At 68.1% G+C, this 15,401-nt stretch carries 16 protein-coding genes and 1 pseudogene; 12 read left to right on the forward strand and 5 right to left on the reverse strand.

What is annotated here, in order from left to right:
• Positions 1-147: 147 nt before the first annotated feature.
• On the forward strand, positions 148-627 hold the full coding sequence (locus EZ242_RS14850) for a VOC family protein (RefSeq protein ID WP_135285942.1): 480 nt from the start codon (positions 148-150) through the stop codon (positions 625-627).
• A 4-nt stretch (positions 628-631) separates the two neighbouring features.
• Positions 632-1,657: a serine hydrolase domain-containing protein gene (locus EZ242_RS14855; protein WP_135285943.1), complete on the forward strand. Its 1,026-nt coding sequence runs from the start codon at positions 632-634 to the stop codon at positions 1,655-1,657.
• 57 nt (positions 1,658-1,714) lie between these two features.
• On the opposite strand, the gene rplI is transcribed toward EZ242_RS14855, so the two are convergent.
• Genes rplI through rpsF form a run of 4 tightly spaced genes read right to left on the reverse strand, consistent with a single transcriptional unit; the run spans position 1,715 to position 3,171 of the window.
• The gene (rplI, locus tag EZ242_RS14860) at positions 1,715-2,167 is read right to left on the reverse strand and encodes a 50S ribosomal protein L9 (RefSeq protein ID WP_135285944.1); all 453 of its coding nucleotides are present in this window, start codon (positions 2,165-2,167) and stop codon (positions 1,715-1,717) included.
• A gap of 13 nt (positions 2,168-2,180) precedes the next feature.
• Entirely contained in the window at positions 2,181-2,462 is a 282-nt protein-coding gene (gene rpsR, locus EZ242_RS14865) for a 30S ribosomal protein S18 (RefSeq protein ID WP_135285945.1), read from the reverse strand.
• Between the two features lie 20 nt (positions 2,463-2,482).
• Positions 2,483-2,773: a primosomal replication protein N gene (priB, locus tag EZ242_RS14870; protein ID WP_135285946.1), complete on the reverse strand. Its 291-nt coding sequence runs from the start codon at positions 2,771-2,773 to the stop codon at positions 2,483-2,485.
• Positions 2,774-2,796: 23 nt separating this feature from the next.
• Positions 2,797-3,171 carry a 30S ribosomal protein S6 gene (gene rpsF / locus EZ242_RS14875; protein WP_135285947.1) on the reverse strand — a complete coding sequence of 125 codons (375 nt, stop codon included), beginning with the start codon at positions 3,169-3,171 and terminating at the stop codon, positions 2,797-2,799.
• 246 nt (positions 3,172-3,417) lie between these two features.
• Here rpsF and EZ242_RS14880 point away from each other — a divergent pair, with 246 nt between their 5' ends.
• Entirely contained in the window at positions 3,418-3,828 is a 411-nt protein-coding gene (locus EZ242_RS14880; protein WP_135285948.1) for a hypothetical protein, read from the forward strand.
• A 300-nt stretch (positions 3,829-4,128) separates the two neighbouring features.
• On the opposite strand, the gene ppsA is transcribed toward EZ242_RS14880, so the two are convergent.
• Complete coding sequence (ppsA, locus tag EZ242_RS14885) at positions 4,129-6,525, reverse strand: phosphoenolpyruvate synthase (protein ID WP_135285949.1); 2,397 nt, start codon at positions 6,523-6,525, stop codon at positions 4,129-4,131.
• Between the two features lie 184 nt (positions 6,526-6,709).
• On the opposite strand from ppsA, the gene ppsR reads away from it, so the two are divergent.
• From ppsR to EZ242_RS22245, 9 genes and pseudogenes are all read left to right on the forward strand, one after another.
• On the forward strand, positions 6,710-7,531 hold the full coding sequence (gene ppsR / locus EZ242_RS14890; protein WP_135285950.1) for a posphoenolpyruvate synthetase regulatory kinase/phosphorylase PpsR: 822 nt from the start codon (positions 6,710-6,712) through the stop codon (positions 7,529-7,531).
• A 157-nt stretch (positions 7,532-7,688) separates the two neighbouring features.
• The gene (ahpC, locus tag EZ242_RS14895; protein ID WP_135285951.1) at positions 7,689-8,252 is read left to right on the forward strand and encodes an alkyl hydroperoxide reductase subunit C; all 564 of its coding nucleotides are present in this window, start codon (positions 7,689-7,691) and stop codon (positions 8,250-8,252) included.
• A gap of 99 nt (positions 8,253-8,351) precedes the next feature.
• Positions 8,352-9,917, forward strand: a complete 1,566-nt coding sequence (gene ahpF, locus EZ242_RS14900; protein ID WP_135285952.1) for an alkyl hydroperoxide reductase subunit F — start codon at positions 8,352-8,354, stop codon at positions 9,915-9,917.
• Between the two features lie 86 nt (positions 9,918-10,003).
• On the forward strand, positions 10,004-10,480 hold the full coding sequence (gene bfr / locus EZ242_RS14905) for a bacterioferritin (protein ID WP_135285953.1): 477 nt from the start codon (positions 10,004-10,006) through the stop codon (positions 10,478-10,480).
• Between the two features lie 217 nt (positions 10,481-10,697).
• Positions 10,698-12,821: a TonB-dependent receptor gene (locus tag EZ242_RS14910; RefSeq protein ID WP_338101468.1), complete on the forward strand. Its 2,124-nt coding sequence runs from the start codon at positions 10,698-10,700 to the stop codon at positions 12,819-12,821.
• A 5-nt stretch (positions 12,822-12,826) separates the two neighbouring features.
• A complete protein-coding gene (locus EZ242_RS14915; protein WP_135285955.1) occupies positions 12,827-13,513 on the forward strand; it encodes a Fe2+-dependent dioxygenase in 687 nt (228 codons plus the stop codon).
• Entirely contained in the window at positions 13,510-14,628 is a 1,119-nt protein-coding gene (locus EZ242_RS14920; protein WP_135285956.1) for an alpha-hydroxy acid oxidase, read from the forward strand. The genes EZ242_RS14915 and EZ242_RS14920 overlap by 4 nt, the downstream gene beginning before the upstream one ends.
• 82 nt (positions 14,629-14,710) lie before the next feature.
• Complete coding sequence (locus tag EZ242_RS14925) at positions 14,711-14,950, forward strand: (2Fe-2S)-binding protein (RefSeq protein ID WP_135285957.1); 240 nt, start codon at positions 14,711-14,713, stop codon at positions 14,948-14,950.
• 97 nt (positions 14,951-15,047) lie between these two features.
• Positions 15,048-15,401 (forward strand): annotated as a pseudogene (locus EZ242_RS22245) (hypothetical protein); the annotation flags it as partial.

Raw genomic sequence — 15,401 nt, forward strand, 5'->3', positions numbered from 1 at the left:
TCACTGGACAAGCCTGTGGAAAACAGGTGGTCAATCGGGGCACAACCGCCCGGAAGCTGTGGGCAGCTCCTGCGCTGGCCCGAAGCCGTGACATTCGTGGCAGACTGCCCGGCGGCCGCCGGCGGCACCGGCGAGGAGAGACCCGTGATGCATCCGAAGAACACCCTGTGCCTTTGGTACGACGGCGGCGCCCTGGAAGCGGCGCAGTTCTATGCCCGCACCTTTGCGGACAGCGAGGTCCGCGCCGTGCACCGCGCGCCGGCCGACTATCCCGCCGGCAAGGAAGGCGACGTCCTCACCGTCGAATTCACCGTCCTGGGCATTCCCTGCCTGGGCCTGAACGGCGGTCCGGCTTTTCCGCAGACCGAGGCCTTCTCCTTCCAGGTCGCCACCGACGACCAGGACGAGACCGACCGCCTGTGGAACGCCATCGTGGGCAACGGCGGCCAGGAAAGCGCCTGCGGCTGGTGCAAGGACCGGTGGGGCGTGTCCTGGCAGATCACGCCGCGCGTCCTCACCCAGGCCATTGCCGACCCGGACCGCGCGGCCGCGCGGCGGGCCTTCGAGGCCATGATGCAGATGACGAAGATCGACGTCGCGGCGATCGAGGCAGCGTGGCGCGGGTGATCGCGTGACACCTCCTCCTTCCTTCGTGCGGCGCGCCCTCGTCATCGCAGCCACCGGCGCGGCCGGCCTGGGGTGGCGCGCGAGCGCCTTCGCGCAGATACGCCCTCCCCTGGCCGCTGATCGCGCCGCGGACGAAGGCGCCTTCGCCGACGTGCTGGCGGAATTGGGCTCGCGCTGGTCCGACGTGGAGAGCATGTACGTGGCCGTGCAGGGGCGCAGCGTCTTCGAGTTCTACCGCGACGCCGAACCCGAGCGGCTGCGCAACGTGCAATCGGTCGAAAAAAGTGCGCTGTCCGCGCTGGTGGGCGTCGCACTGCGGCAAGGCCTGGTCGCCAGCCTCGACCAGCCGGTGCTCGCGCTGGTGCCCGAGTGGGCCGGCGTGAACGAGGATCCCCGCGTGCAGGCGATCACCGTGCGCCACCTGCTCACCATGACGCCGGGCTTCGACCTGGGATCGGCCACCGCCATCAGCGGGAAGATGCCGCCGCAGCGCGGGTGGGCTCGTGCGCTCGCCGCCGCCCCGGGTGAACGCTTCGCCTATGACAACGCGGTGGTGGGAATGCTCGTCGGCCTGCTCGAGCGGGTCTCGGGAATGGCTTTGCCGGAGTTCGCGCGCCGCGAGCTGGTGCAGCCCCTGGGCATGGCGGAGCCCCGCTACGGACAGCTGCACCTGCGCACCCGGGACATGGCGGCGCTCGGACAGCTGCTCCTCCAGCAGGGACGCTGGGGCGAGCGGCAGATCCTCGCGGCCGACTACGTCGCCGATGCCACGCGACCCCAGAACCGGGGCGGTCCGCCCGCAGCCATGCCGTACGGCTATCTCTGGTGGATCATCCCCGGCGAAGCGCCGCGGCGCACCTTCCTTGCCAGCGGCTACGCAGGCCAGATGATCTGGGTGCACCCACCGCTGGAACTGGTGGTGGCGGCGACCTCCACCATCTCGGCCGCGAGCCAGCAGCGCGGACACGCGCTGCAGATGCTCAGGGGCGGCGTGGTCGCGGCGGCGCAAAGCCGCTTCGTGCGTGGATGAAAGCAGGCGCCCAGAAAAAAAGCCGCCCGAAGGCGGCTTGTGCAGCGTCAAGCGGCTTCAGGCCGTTTCGCCGTACACGGTGACGTTGATCTCCACCACCACGTCGGTGTGCAGGGCCACGCTCACGTTGCTGTCGCCCACATGCTTGATGGGACCATTGGGCATGCGAACCTGCGACTTGGCGACGGGATAACCCATCTTGCCGAGTTCCTCGGCGATGTCCTGGTTGGTCACCGAGCCGAACAGGCGGCCGTCGACGCCGGCCTTCTGGGTCAGCTTCACGGTGCTGCCGGACAGCTTCTCACCCTGGGACTGCGACTCCGCCAGCTTGGCGGCGGCAGCCTTCTCCAGCTCCACGCGGCGGGCTTCGAACTCCGCCTTGTTGGCTTCCGTGGCGCGACGGGCGCGGCCGGTGGGGATCAGGAAGTTGCGCGCGTAACCGTCCTTGACCTTGACGATCTCACCCAGGTTGCCCAGGTTGAGGACCTTGTCGAGAAGAATGACTTGCATGGTCTGGCGCTCCTCAGATGCGGTGCTGGTCGGTGTAGGGCACCAGGGCCAGGAAGCGGGCACGCTTGATGGCGGTGTTGAGCTGGCGCTGGTAGATGGCGCGCGTGCCGGTCAGGCGGGCCGGGATGATCTTGCCGTTCTCGGCAACGAAATCACGCAGGGTGTCGACGTCCTTGTAGTCGATCTCTTCGACACCGGCGACCGTGAAGCGGCAGAAGCGCTTGCGCTTGAACAGCAGCGACTGGGTGTTGCGCTTCGGACGCTTGTCCTTGTTGAACTTCTTGAACGTGGCCATGTGGGACCTCTCTCGAAAAACTAGTCTTGAATCTGGAACTGCTGGATGTGGAGCACGGGGTGCTTGCCGTTGCGCGGGTTGGCGAGAAAGCCGGCGAATCGCCACTGGCTTCCCACCGCCTGCCGGGCCAGGGTTTCGGCATCGGTGCCGAACGCCACGGCCTTGAGGGCCACCTTCACCTGCCGGGTGGTTCCGGCTTCCCGGACCTCGGACTCATGTTCGAGCCTCAGGTCCAGGGCCGGGAGTCCGGCCGGTGTGTATCGCAGCACGAAGGCTTCGGCGATACGGGCACTCAGGACAAGCTGGTTCACGCGTGCGGCGCAGCCCTCGCGGCTCAGGCCTGCTGCTGCTGGAACTCCGCCTGCTGCGCCTTGCGGGCTTCCTCGCGCTCCACGGTCTTCATCATGGAGGACGGGCCCGTGTCGGCCTTCTTGCGCACGACGGTGAGGTGGCGCAGCACGGCGTCGTTGAAGCGGAAGGCGTGCTCCAGCTCGTTCATCACGGCCTGGTCGGCCTCGATGTTCACGCACAGGTAGTGCGCCTTGGCGAGCTTGTTGATCTGGTAGGCCAGCTGGCGGCGGCCCCAGTCTTCCACGCGGTGGATCTTGCCGCCGCCGGCGGTGATCATGCCCTTGTAGCGCTCCAGCATGGCCGGAACCTGTTCACTCTGATCCGGATGGATCAGCAAGACGATCTCGTAATGACGCATGTTTTCTCCTTGTGGATGAAGCCACCCACCTTCCGGACTGGCGCCCGGGCGTCGAGGACTTCCCGGGCATGCGGCCCCGAAATCCAGGTGGTGTGGCAAGGCAAAGCCGGCGATTGTAGCAGTCCGGTCCGCACGTCCTTCAAGCCGCCGGGAAAGCCGCGCACCGAGGCCGCGGTACCGACCTACGCCGGTGCAGGGCTTTGTAGCTTGGAGCCGCAGCGGCCGGGGCGCATGATGACCGGCATCATGAAGATCCTGCCCGAAAAAGCGCTTGACACCCGCCTGGCCGAAGGGGTCGCGCGGCACGGTTTCCGCAAGTGGTATGAGCGCCAGCTGCTGTCCAGCCATGGGCACATGCTGCTGGCGCTCCTGAGCTTTTTCGCCATGCTGGCCAGCGTGGAAGCCTTCGCCGGCGGCAGCGGCGGCGAGCGCCTGCTCGACGCCCTGATGGGCCTGGCCTGCGGCGCCATCGCACTGTGGGCCCTGCGCCGTTACCTCTACCTGCTGATGCGGGCCGAGGCGCTGGCGCACCAGGCCAACTGCGCGGAGTGCGGCGAGTACGGCCGCTTCCAGGTGACCGGGGAAGATCGCCGCGCCCGCATGACCCAGGTGCGCTGCCGCCGCTGCGACCATCCCTGGGTCATCGCCGACGACTGACCGGGTAAGCGGCCCCCAACCGTTCGGGCTGAGCCTGTCGAAGCCCCTGCGCCAGACGACCACGCGAGCCCTTCGACAGGCTCTCAACAAGCAGCGAATCCACGGACTCCGTCGGGTCGCACCGTTCGGGCTGAGCTTGTCGAAGCCCATCGCGCGAGACTCACCACGCGAGCCCTTCGACAGGCTCAGGGCGAACGGATGTGATCGGGGATGTCTGTCACCGCGGCTGCGGCCGCGGTGAATAAACGCTCAGGGCGAACGGATGTGTTTGGTCGGGCGACCCCTGTCACCCTGTAGAGGTCAGCCCGCGAGCTTCTGCCAGGTCTCGATCACGCTGTCCGGGTTCAACGAGATGGACGAGATGCCCTGCTGCGCGAGCCACTGGGCGAAGTCGGCATGGTCGCTGGGCCCCTGGCCGCAGATCCCCACGTACTTGCCTTGCTTGAGGCAGGCCTCGATGGCCCGCTGCAGCAGGGCCTTGACGGCCGGGTCGCGCTCGTCGAAATCGACGGCCAGCAGCTCCAGTCCGGAATCGCGGTCCAGCCCCAGCGTGAGCTGGGTGAGGTCGTTGGAGCCGATGGAGAAGCCGTCGAAGTATTGCAGGAACTCGTCGGCCAGGATCGCGTTGCTCGGCACCTCGCACATCATGATGAGCTTCAGGTCCTCCTTGCCGCGTTCCAGGCCGAACTTGCCCAGGAGCGTCGTGACCCGCTCGGCCTGCCCCAGCGTGCGAACGAAGGGCACCATCACCTGCACATTGGTCAGGCCCATTTCGCTGCGCACGCGGCGCAGGGCCTCGCACTCCATGGCGAAGGCCTCGCCGAACTCCGCGCTGAGGTAGCGCGCGGCGCCGCGGAAGCCCAGCATGGGGTTTTCTTCCTCGGGCTCGTAGCGCGAGCCGCCGATCAGCTTGCGGTACTCGTTGCTCTTGAAGTCCGACAGGCGCACGATCACCGGCTTGGGCCAGAAGGCCGCGGCAATGGTGGCCACGCCTTCGGCCACCTTGTCCACGTAGAAGGCGCGCGGCGAGGCATGCCCGCGGGCCACCGACTCCACGGCCTTCTTCAGGTCCGAATCGACGTTGGGATAGTCGAGGATGGCCTTGGGGTGCACGCCGATGTTGTTGTTGATGATGAACTCCAGCCGAGCCAGGCCCACCCCCTCGTTGGGCAGCTGCGCGAAATCGAAGGCCAGCTGGGGGTTGCCCACGTTCATCATGATCTTGGTCGCGATCGCGGGCATGGCGCCGCGCTGGACCTCGCTCACCTCGGTCTCAAGCAGGCCGTCGTAGATGAAGCCGGTGTCGCCCTCGGCGCAGCTCACGGTCACCAGCGTCCCGTCGCTGAGCGTGTCGGTGGCGTTGCCGCAGCCGACCACGGCGGGGATGCCCAGCTCGCGCGCGATGATGGCCGCATGGCAGGTCCGCCCGCCGCGGTTGGTGACGATGGCGCTGGCGCGCTTCATCACCGGCTCCCAGTTCGGGTCGGTCATGTCGGTGACCAGCACGTCGCCAGGCTGCACCCGGTCCATCTCGTTGGTGCTGTGGACCAGCCGCACGGGGCCGGTGCCGATCTTCTGGCCGATGGCGCGGCCTTCGGCCAGCACGGTGCCCTTCCCCTTGAGCTTGTAGCGAAGCTCGGCCTTGCCCTGCGCCTGGCTCTTCACCGTCTCGGGGCGGGCCTGCAGGATGTAGAGCAGTCCGTCCTGGCCGTCCTTGCCCCACTCGATGTCCATCGGCCGGCCGTAGTGCTTCTCGATGACCAGGGCGTAATGGGCGAGCTGCTCGACGTCGGCGTCGGAGAGCGAGTAGCGGTTGCGCTGCTCCAGCGGCACGTCCACGGTCTTGACCAGCTTGGCGCCGGCCGCCTGCTCGGCAGGCGAGGCGAAGACCATCTGCAGCAGCTTGGAGCCCAGGTTGCGGCGGATGACCGCGCGCTTGCCGGCCTGCAGCATGGGCTTGTGCACGTAGAACTCGTCGGGGTTGACGGCGCCTTGCACCACGGTTTCGCCCAGGCCGTAGCTGGAGGTGATGAAGACCACTTCCTCGAAGCCCGACTCAGTGTCGATGGTGAACATCACGCCGGCCGCGCCCAGGTCGCTGCGCACCATGCGCTGCACGCCGGCCGAGAGCGCCACCTCGGCATGGGTGAAGCCCTTGTGCACGCGGTAGCTGATGGCGCGGTCGTTGTAGAGGGAGGCGAAGACCTCCTTCATCTTGTGCAGCACCTGCTCGATGCCCACGACGTTGAGGAAGGTCTCCTGCTGGCCGGCGAAGGAGGCGTCGGGCAGGTCCTCGGCGGTGGCGGAGGAGCGCACCGCGAAGCTGGCCTGGGCATTGCCGGCCGCGAGCGTCTCGAACGCGGCGCGGATCGCGGCTTCCAGGTCCTTGGGGAAGGGCTGCGCCTCGACCCACTGCCGGATCTCGGCCCCCGCGGCGGCCAGCGCGCGCACGTCCTCGGTGTCGAGCGTTTCCAGGCGCTGGTGGATGCGCTCGGCCAGGCCGTCATAGGCCAGGAACTGCCGGAACGCATGGGCGGTGGTGGCGAAGCCCGTGGGCACGCGCACCCCCTCGGGCAGCTGCGAGATCATTTCGCCGAGGCTGGCGTTCTTGCCGCCGACGACCTCGACGTCGGTCATCCTCAGGTTCTCAAACGGAACGACCAGGGCGGTCGCCTCGAAGCGGGTGGAAGAAGACATGGGAAAGCTCCGGAAGTTGAAACCTGTGCGGCGCCCGCGGGGCGCTCTTTCCCATGACACGGCGAGCGGCTTTGTGCTTGTTCTGGTGGGCAGCTGCGATGCATGAGGGGGAATTCGGATAATCGAGGCCATTGTAGGCGGCGCTGCACTGGCGGTGGCCCCTTGTCCGCCCCTGAAAGGCCCCATGCCCAACCGCACCGTCTTCTTCATTTCCGATGGCACCGGCATCACGGCCGAGACCTTCGGCAACGCCATCCTCGCGCAGTTCGAGTTCAAGCCGCGCCACGTGCGGCTGCCCTTCATCGACACGGTCGACAAGGCCCATCAGGTGGTGCGGCAGGTCAACCACGTGGCCGAGATCGAGGGCCGGCGGCCCATCGTGTTCACCACGCTGGTGAACGTGGAGATCCTGCAGGTCATCGAGGCCGGCTGCAAGGCCATGCTGCTGGACATGTTCGGCACCTTCGTGCGGCCGCTGGAGATCGAGCTGGGCATGAAGTCCAACCACCGCGTGGGCCGGTTCTCCGACGTGAGCCAGAGCCAGGCCTACCACGACCGCATCGAAGCCATCAATTTCAGCCTGGCCCATGATGACGGCCAGAGCAACCGCGACCTGGAGCAGGCCGACGTGATCCTGGTGGGCGTGAGCCGCAGCGGCAAGACACCCACCAGCCTGTACCTGGCCATGCAGTACGGCCTGAAGGCGGCCAACTACCCGCTCATCCCGGAGGACTTCGACCGCCAGCAGCTGCCCGGCGCCCTCATTCCCCACCGCAAGAAGATCTTCGGCCTGACCATCCAGCCCGAGCGCCTCTCGCAGATCCGCAACGAGCGGCGCCCCAACTCGCGCTACGCCGCGCTGGAGAACTGCCGTATGGAAGTGGCCGAGGCGGAGGCCATGATGCGGCGGGCCGGCATCCGCTGGTTGTCCACCACCACCAAGTCGATCGAGGAGATCGCGACGACGATCCTGCAGGAGTTGCGGCCGGAGCGGCTGGAGTACTGAAGCGCCATTGGGGCGGTGCAGACGATGGACGGACACCTCCCGATAGTCAAACTAAATCTTGCGCATTGCAGCAATCGAATGGATCACGGCATGAGGTCCCTCTAAGATCGCGCCTGTTCGCCAAGAATGTGCGCGACAACCAACCCAGAGGAAACCAATGTCCGTCATCAACACCCAGATCAAGCCCTTCAAGAACCAGGCCTTCCGGCAAGGCAAATTCATCGAGGTCACCGACGAGCAGGTCAAGGGCAAGTGGGCGGTGTTCTTCTTCTACCCCGCCGACTTCACCTTCGTGTGCCCCACCGAGCTGGGCGACGTGGCCGACCAGTACGAGCAGCTGCAGAAGATGGGCGTGGAGGTGTACTCCGTGTCCACCGACACGCACTTCACCCACAAGGCCTGGCACGACGCCTCGGACACCATCCGCAAGATCCAGTACACGATGATCGGCGACCCCACCGGCGCGCTGACCCGCAACTTCGAATGCATGCGTGAAGCCGAAGGCCTGGCCGACCGCGGCACCTTCATCGTCGACCCGCAGGGCGTGATCCAGGCGATCGAGATCACCGCCGAGGGCATCGGCCGCAACGCCACCGACCTGGTGCGCAAGGTCAAGGCCGCCCAGTATGTCGCGGCGCATCCGGGCGAAGTCTGCCCGGCCAAGTGGGAGGAAGGCTCGGCCACGCTCAAGCCTTCGCTGGACCTGGTCGGCAAGATCTAAGCCCGCGCGCGCCCTCTGGGCGCATCTCAGGAGGCCCGGGCGCGCACCCTGCCCCCGGGCCTTTTCGTTTCCGAACACCTCGAATCACGGGAGATCCGCATGCTCGAAGCCGCATTGAAAGCCCAGCTCGCCAGCTACCTCGAACGCATCACCCAGCCGGTGGAGATCACCGCCTCGCTGGACGACACGCAGGCCTCGCGCGACATGCAGGCGCTGCTGCGCGACGTGGCCGACAGCTCCAGGCTCATCACCATCACGGAAACCCGGGGCGGGCCTCATCGCACGCCCTCCTTCATGATCCACCGCCCCGGCCACAGCACGGGGCCGCGCTTCGCCGGCCTGCCCATGGGCCACGAGTTCACCTCGCTGGTGCTGGCGCTGCTGCAGGTAGGCGGCTATCCGCCCAAGGTGGAGCAGGCACTGCTGGACCAGATCCGCGCGCTGGACGGCGACTTCGAATTCGAGGTGTACGTCTCGCTCACCTGCCACAACTGCCCCGACGTGGTCCAGGCGCTGAACCTCATGGCGGTGCAGAACCCGCGCATCAAGGCCACCATGATCGAGGGCGGGCTGTTCCAGGACGAGGTCAAGGAGCGCCAGATCATGGGCGTTCCCACGGTCTTCCTCAATGGCACCATGTTCGGCTCGGGCCGCATGACGGTGGAGGAGATCGTCGCCAAGATCGACAGCAAGAGCGGCGAGCGCGAGGCCGCCAAGATGGCCGCCAAGGAACCCTTCGACGTGCTGATCGTGGGCGGCGGTCCGGCCGGCGCGGCGGCCGCGGTGTACGCAGCGCGCAAGGGCATCCGCACCGGCATCGCCTCCGAGCGCTTCGGCGGTCAGGTGCTGGACACCCTGGGCATCGAGAACTTCATCTCCATCAAGGAGACCGAAGGCCCGCGCTTCGCGCTGGCGCTGGAGGAGCACGTGCGCCACTACGACGTGGACATCATGAACCTGCAGCGCGCCAAGGCGCTGGTGCCGCACGCGGACGAGAACATGGTCGAGGTGCAGCTGGAGAACGGCGCCTCGCTCAGGTCACGCACCGTGATCCTGTCCACCGGCGCGCGCTGGCGCAACATCAACGTGCCCGGCGAGCAGGAATACAAGAACAAGGGCGTGGCCTACTGCCCGCACTGCGACGGCCCGCTCTTCAAGGGTAAGCGCGTGGCCGTGATCGGCGGCGGCAACTCCGGGGTGGAAGCGGCCATCGACCTGGCCGGCATCGTGGGCCACGTGACGCTGATCGAGTTCGACACCAAGCTGCGTGCCGACGCCGTGCTGCAGCGCAAGCTGCAAAGCCTGCCCAATGTCACGGTGATCCTGAACGCGCAGACCACCGAGATCACGGGCGACGGCCAGAAGGTCACCGGACTGCACTACAAGGACCGCGCCACGGACGAGATCAAGCAGGTGCCGCTGGAGGGCATCTTCGTGCAGATCGGCCTGGTGCCCAACACCGACTGGCTCAAGGGCACGATCGAGCTGTCCCGGTATGGCGAGATCGTGGTCGATGCGAAGGGGCAGACCTCCATGCCGGGCGTCTTCGCCGCGGGCGACGCGACCACCGTGCCGTACAAGCAGATCATCATCGCCGCAGGCGATGGCGCCAAGGCGGCGCTCAGCGCCTTCGACCACCTGATCCGCACCACGGCGCCGGCCTGATCGCGCCCTGGGCGAGGGCTTGTCGCCCCCTCGCCCAGGCCGGGTCACTTGGTCCACAATCGTCCGGGAATTCTCCCGGAGCACCCATGCAAGGCGACCCCAAGATCATCCACCTCCTCCAGGCCCAGCTGCGCAACGAGCTCACAGCCACCAACCAGTACTTCCTGCACTACCGCATCCTCAAGCACTGGGGCTTCGGCAAGCTCGCCAAGAAGGAGTACGAGGAGTCCATCGGCGAGATGAAGCACGCCGACAAGCTGATGGAGCGCATCCTGATGCTGGGCGGCCTGCCCAACCTGCAGGACCTGGGCAAGCTCCTCATCGGCGAGGACGTTCCCGAGCTGCTGGACTGCGACCTGCGCAGCGAGCGCGGCGCGCAAACCACCCTCAAGGAAGGCATCGCCGCGTGCGAGCAGGGCCAGGACTACGTCTCGCGCGACCTGCTCGAATACATCCTGCGCGACACTGAAGAGCACATCGACTTCCTGGAGACGCAACTCGACGTCCTCGGCAAGGTCGGGCTGCAGAACTACCTGCAGTCCATCATGGACGAGCCTTCCTGATCGCCTTCACGCGACCACCGCAAATGCGATTGATTCGCATTTGATGTAACATCCGCGGCTGATCCACCCGGCCAGCCACGCTCGCGCGTCCCGCGCCCCCCCAGCCAGCCTCATCGACAACCCACCCGCCGCGTGCGGGATGCCGGAGGCTTTCTTGGCGACCCTGACCCATCCGCGATCTTCCTTGTCCGACCACGCCCTGCTGCCGCTGGGCGCCATGCTCCTGGCCGCGTCGGCCGGCGTAACCGCGCAGACGGCCCGCAGCGGCGAGCGCACCCTGGGCACCGTCACGGTCACCGAGCAGGCCGAATCGCCGCAGACCAAGAACAGCCTGCGGGTGCGCAAGACGCAGATCGGCAAGGGCAGCCAGGAGCTGAAGGACATCCCGCAGTCCGTCACCGTGCAGACCGAGCGCCTGATGGACGACCGCAACCTCGACGACTTCCGCGAAGTCCTGCGCACCACCGCCGGCGTGACCTTCCAGGCCGGCGAGACCGGCGAAGAAGACGTGCGCCTGCGCGGCTTCTCGCTCGGCCAGGCCGGTGACATCTACACCGACGGCCTGCGCGACGGCGCCCTGTACGAGCGCGACACCTTCAACAACGACCGCATCGAGGTGCTCAAGGGCTCGGCCTCCATGCTGTTCGGCAAGGGGTCCACCGGCGGCGTGGTCAACCAGGTGAGCAAGCAGCCCTTCCTGATGACCCAGCACGAGGTGGACTACACCGTCGGCACGGGCAACTTCCACCGGCTCACGGGCGACTTCAACTTCCACACCGGCGAGAACGCCGCATTCCGTTTGAACGCCATGGTCCACGACGCGCGGAACTGGGGCGCCGAGCAGGAGAAGCTGGGCATCGCCCCCACCTACCGCTGGGGCATCGGCACGCGCAACGAATTCTCCGTGGGCCTGTACCACCTGCAGGTGGAGGGTCGCCCCCTCTACAACCACCCCTGGTTCGTGGTGAACGGCGAAGGCATTCCTTCGCTGCCCGCCCGCAACTACTACGGCCTGGCCAACGACCGGCTCGACACCGGCGCCACCTACGCCACCTTCTCGCACGTCCATCGCTTCGACCACCCCGGCGAGCTGCGCACGCGCATCCGCCACGGCCGCTTCGAACGCGACCTGCTGGCCAGCGTCGTCCGCTTCGCCCCCGGCACCACGCAGGCCAACCTCGGCGACGCCACCGTGATCACCCGCGCGCCCAAGGCCCGCCAGGGCGAGAGCGAGCTCACCCAGATCGCGAGCGACTATTCGGGCCGCTTCGGCGCGCACGAGCTGCTGGCCGGCGTGGACCTGTACCACGAAGACGCGAAGCGGAACAACAACTTCACCACCGGCCTGGCTCCCTCGCCCACGACCACGGTGGCAACGCCCAACGACGGTGCGGTGCGGCCCGATACGCGCGGCCCCGCGCCGTTCAACACCTTCGATGCAAAGGACATCGGCCTGTACGCGCAGGACACCTACGGCATCACCCCCACCCTCAAGCTGGTGGGCGGCCTGCGCTTCGACCGGTTCACCGCCTCCTACCGCGACGCCGCCGGCACGGTGACCGGCGAGCGCACCGACAAGCTCTGGAGCCCGCGCGTGGGCGTGCTGTGGCAGCCGAGCGATACCAGCTCCTACTACGTGTCCTACGGCACGTCGTACAACACCTCGGGCGACGCCTACCAGTTCGCGGTGAACTTCACTGCCGGCGCGCAGCGCACCGCCAACACGCCGCCCGAGAAGAGCCGCAACCTCGAGGTGGGCGGCAAGTGGGAGCTGTTCGAGCGGCGCGCCCTCTTCGGCGTCGCGGCCTTCTACAGCGAGAAATTCAACGAGCGCAACACCGACCCGGATAGCGCCGCCCTGCAGGAGCTGCTCTCGGGCAAACGCCACGCCGCCGGGCTGGAATTCAACCTGGCCGGGCGCGTGAACGCGAAGTGGGACGTGTTCTTCAATCACACCTGGATCCCGATCGCGCAGATCGACGAGAGCAACGTGCAGCTCAATGCCGCCGGCACCGGCGCACAGGTGGAGGGCGACCGCCCGGGCCTCACGCCCCGGCACAGCGGCAGCCTCTGGACCACCTACCGCGTGCTGCCCCAGCTGCGCCTGGGGGCGGGCCTGACCTGGCGCGGCGAGCAGAACCCCGAGGGCGCCCGCCACGTGCTGGCCGACAACTTCGTGACCGCGGACGCCATGGCCGAATACACCTTCGACGAGCGTTGGTCCGCGAAGGTGAACGTCACCAACCTCACCGACGAGCTCTACGCCGATGCCCTTTACCGCGGCTTCTACGCGCCGGGCGCGCCGCGACGGGTGGAACTGACCCTCAAAGCGATGTTCTAGCCCCCATGCTGCTGCACCTTCAAGGCATCCTCACGGCCGACGAGCTGCGTGCCGCGCGCGCGGTGCTGCTCGATGCGCAGGCGCCGTGGATCGACGGGCGCAGCAGCGCGGGCGACCAGGCGGTCGCCCGCAAGAACAACGAGCAGCTTGCGCAGGACAGCGACGCCTGCCGCGGCCTGCAGGCCCTGGTGCTGGCAGCGCTGGGGCGCGATCCGCTCTTCTTCTCAGCCGCCCTGCCCCGCCGCATCTTCAACCCGCTGTTCAACCGCTACACGCCCCATGCGAGCCACTACGGCGCGCACGTGGACAACGCGGTCGTCCATTCGCGCGAGCCCGGGCAGTGGGTGCGCACGGACCTGTCCTGCACCCTCTTCCTGGCCGAGCCGCACGAGTACGAAGGCGGCGAGCTGCTCGTGCACGAGCCGCAGGGTGAGCGGCGCTTCAAGCTGCCCGCGGGCGACCTGCTCCTCTATCCCGGCACCACGCTGCACGAGGTCACGCCCGTCACCCGGGGCGCGCGGCTGGCGAGCTTCTTCTGGATCGAGAGCATGGTGCGTGGCGGCGAAAAGCGGCAGCTGCTTTTCGAGATGGACATGGCCCTGCTCAAGCTGCGCCAGCGCGGCGAAGACCCGGCCCTGGTGCAGCTCACGGGCACGTACCACAACCTGCTGCGCCTGTGGGCCACCCCATGAGCGCCACACTGGAACCGATCCCTCCCGGCATCCTGAGCCTGGCCGATTACGAGGCCGCTGCGCGCCAGCGGCTGGATGAAGGCGCCTGGGCCTACTTCAGCGCGCACGCTGGCGATGGACTCACCCGACGCGCCAACCGCGCGGCCTGGGACCGCATCGGCCTGGTGCCTCGGGTGCTGCGCGCCGTCCGTGAAGTGCGGACCGATGCGACCCTCTTCGGCCGCCCCCTTCCCTGCCCCCTGCTCGTGGCGCCCATGGCCCTGCAGCGACTTGCCCATCCCGACGGCGAAGTCGGCATGGCACTTGCCGCGGCCGCGCAAGGCGCCGGCTTCGTCCTGAGCAGCCAGGCCAGCACGCTGCTCGAAACGGTGGCGGCGGCCGTGCGCAGGGACGACTCCGGACGGGGGCCCTTGTGGTTCCAGCTGTACTTCCTCTCGGATCGCGCCGCGACGCTCGAACTCGTCCAGCGCGCCGAGGCCGCGCGTTACGAGGCGCTGGTGCTCACGGTCGATGCCGCCGTCCGCACACCGCGCGCCGCCGAACAGCGGGCCGGCTTCAAGCTGCCTGCGGGCGTCGGCATGGTCAACCTCCCCGCCTCGGAAGCCGCATCGGCCGGCTCCCTCGGCGCGCTCCTCGCGCGTGCGCCCACCTGGGACGACGTGGCCTGGCTGAAAGCGCGCACGCGACTGCCGCTGCTGCTCAAGGGCGTGCTGCATCCACAGGATGCCCGCGAGGCGGCGCGGCTGCAGGTGGATGGGCTCATCGTCTCCAACCACGGCGGTCGCACGCTCGATTCGGCGATCGCGACGGCGCAGGCGCTCCCGGCCATGGCCGACGCGGTCGCGGGCGCGCTGCCTTTGCTGGTGGATGGCGGCGTGGTTCGAGGCACCGACGCGCTCAAGGCCCTGGCGCTCGGCGCCCGGGCGGTGCTGGTGGGGCGGCCACTGATCTGGGCCCTGGCCAGCGCGGGGGCCGCCGGGGTCGCGCATGGTTTGCGGCTGCTGCGGGACGAGCTGGCCGTGGCGCTGGCGCAGTGCGGGGCGGCGCGCCTCGCTGACCTCGACCGGTCCCTGCTGCTCGCCGACGCGCCACCTCTCCTCGGTAGGGATATCTGATCGCGATGATTGCAAATGCGATCGATTCGCATTTATACTGGCAGCTCGCAAATCCACTGGCCAGCCCCGCCCGCTTTCCACCATGATCGTCTGCGTCTGCAACCGCGTCTCCGACCGTGACATCGCACGCCATGTGCATGCCGGCATGGACTTCAGCGACATCCAGCTCGAGCTGGGCGTGGCAACCCAGTGCGGCCAGTGCGAAGGATGCGCACGTGAAGTCGTCGCCCAGTGCAGTCCCTGCCACCCGGTGGCCGGCCTGCAGTCCACCCGCCCCGCGGTGCAGCGGCCGGTATGGATTTCGTCCTCGGCTTCGGCCTGAGCCTGGTCGCCGTCGTCGCGATCGCCTGGTGGGCGCTGCGCGGCTGACGCTCGAATCCTGACCGACACTTCCCGCCTGCGCAGCGCCTTTTCGGATCTTGCTCACCTCACCCCGCCACCTCACCATCGCCAGCGGCGTGCTTCTGCTGCACGTCGCCGCCCTCTGGGCGCTGCAGAACGGCCTGGTGCGCCGCACCGCGGAGGTGGTGCTCCCGGTGGTGATGGTCAGCGAAATCCTTCCGCCGCCGGCGCCCGCGCCCGTGGTGGCACCGCCGGCGCCCGCGCCCGTGCCGCCGGCGCCGGTTCCGCCCCCGCCCGCGCCCAAGCCGCCGCCTCCGCCACCCGCGCCCAAGCCAAGGCCGCGTCCTGCGCCACCGCCGCCGCCGCCTGCCTGCTGCTCGCGCCGGCCTTCGCCCTGCTGCTGCTGCCGCCGGTGCGCGAGCCGCAGGCTG

It is taken from the genome of Ramlibacter rhizophilus (genome assembly GCF_004681965.1).
Lineage (GTDB): Bacteria > Pseudomonadota > Gammaproteobacteria > Burkholderiales > Burkholderiaceae_C > Ramlibacter > Ramlibacter rhizophilus.

Coding starts and splice junctions, on each gene's coding strand:
- bfr (WP_135285953.1), top strand. CDS start 10,004: ATGCAAGGCGACCCCAAGATCATCCACCTCCTCCAGGCCCAGCTGCGC.
- EZ242_RS14925 (WP_135285957.1), top strand. CDS start 14,711: ATGATCGTCTGCGTCTGCAACCGCGTCTCCGACCGTGACATCGCACGC.
- rplI (WP_135285944.1), bottom strand. CDS start 2,167: ATGCAAGTCATTCTTCTCGACAAGGTCCTCAACCTGGGCAACCTGGGT.
- EZ242_RS14850 (WP_135285942.1), top strand. CDS start 148: ATGCATCCGAAGAACACCCTGTGCCTTTGGTACGACGGCGGCGCCCTG.
- ahpC (WP_135285951.1), top strand. CDS start 7,689: ATGTCCGTCATCAACACCCAGATCAAGCCCTTCAAGAACCAGGCCTTC.
- EZ242_RS14915 (WP_135285955.1), top strand. CDS start 12,827: ATGCTGCTGCACCTTCAAGGCATCCTCACGGCCGACGAGCTGCGTGCC.
- ppsR (WP_135285950.1), top strand. CDS start 6,710: ATGCCCAACCGCACCGTCTTCTTCATTTCCGATGGCACCGGCATCACG.
- EZ242_RS14910 (WP_338101468.1), top strand. CDS start 10,698: ATGCTCCTGGCCGCGTCGGCCGGCGTAACCGCGCAGACGGCCCGCAGC.
- EZ242_RS14920 (WP_135285956.1), top strand. CDS start 13,510: ATGAGCGCCACACTGGAACCGATCCCTCCCGGCATCCTGAGCCTGGCC.
- ppsA (WP_135285949.1), bottom strand. CDS start 6,525: ATGTCTTCTTCCACCCGCTTCGAGGCGACCGCCCTGGTCGTTCCGTTT.
- rpsR (WP_135285945.1), bottom strand. CDS start 2,462: ATGGCCACGTTCAAGAAGTTCAACAAGGACAAGCGTCCGAAGCGCAAC.
- EZ242_RS14880 (WP_135285948.1), top strand. CDS start 3,418: ATGAAGATCCTGCCCGAAAAAGCGCTTGACACCCGCCTGGCCGAAGGG.
- ahpF (WP_135285952.1), top strand. CDS start 8,352: ATGCTCGAAGCCGCATTGAAAGCCCAGCTCGCCAGCTACCTCGAACGC.
- rpsF (WP_135285947.1), bottom strand. CDS start 3,171: ATGCGTCATTACGAGATCGTCTTGCTGATCCATCCGGATCAGAGTGAA.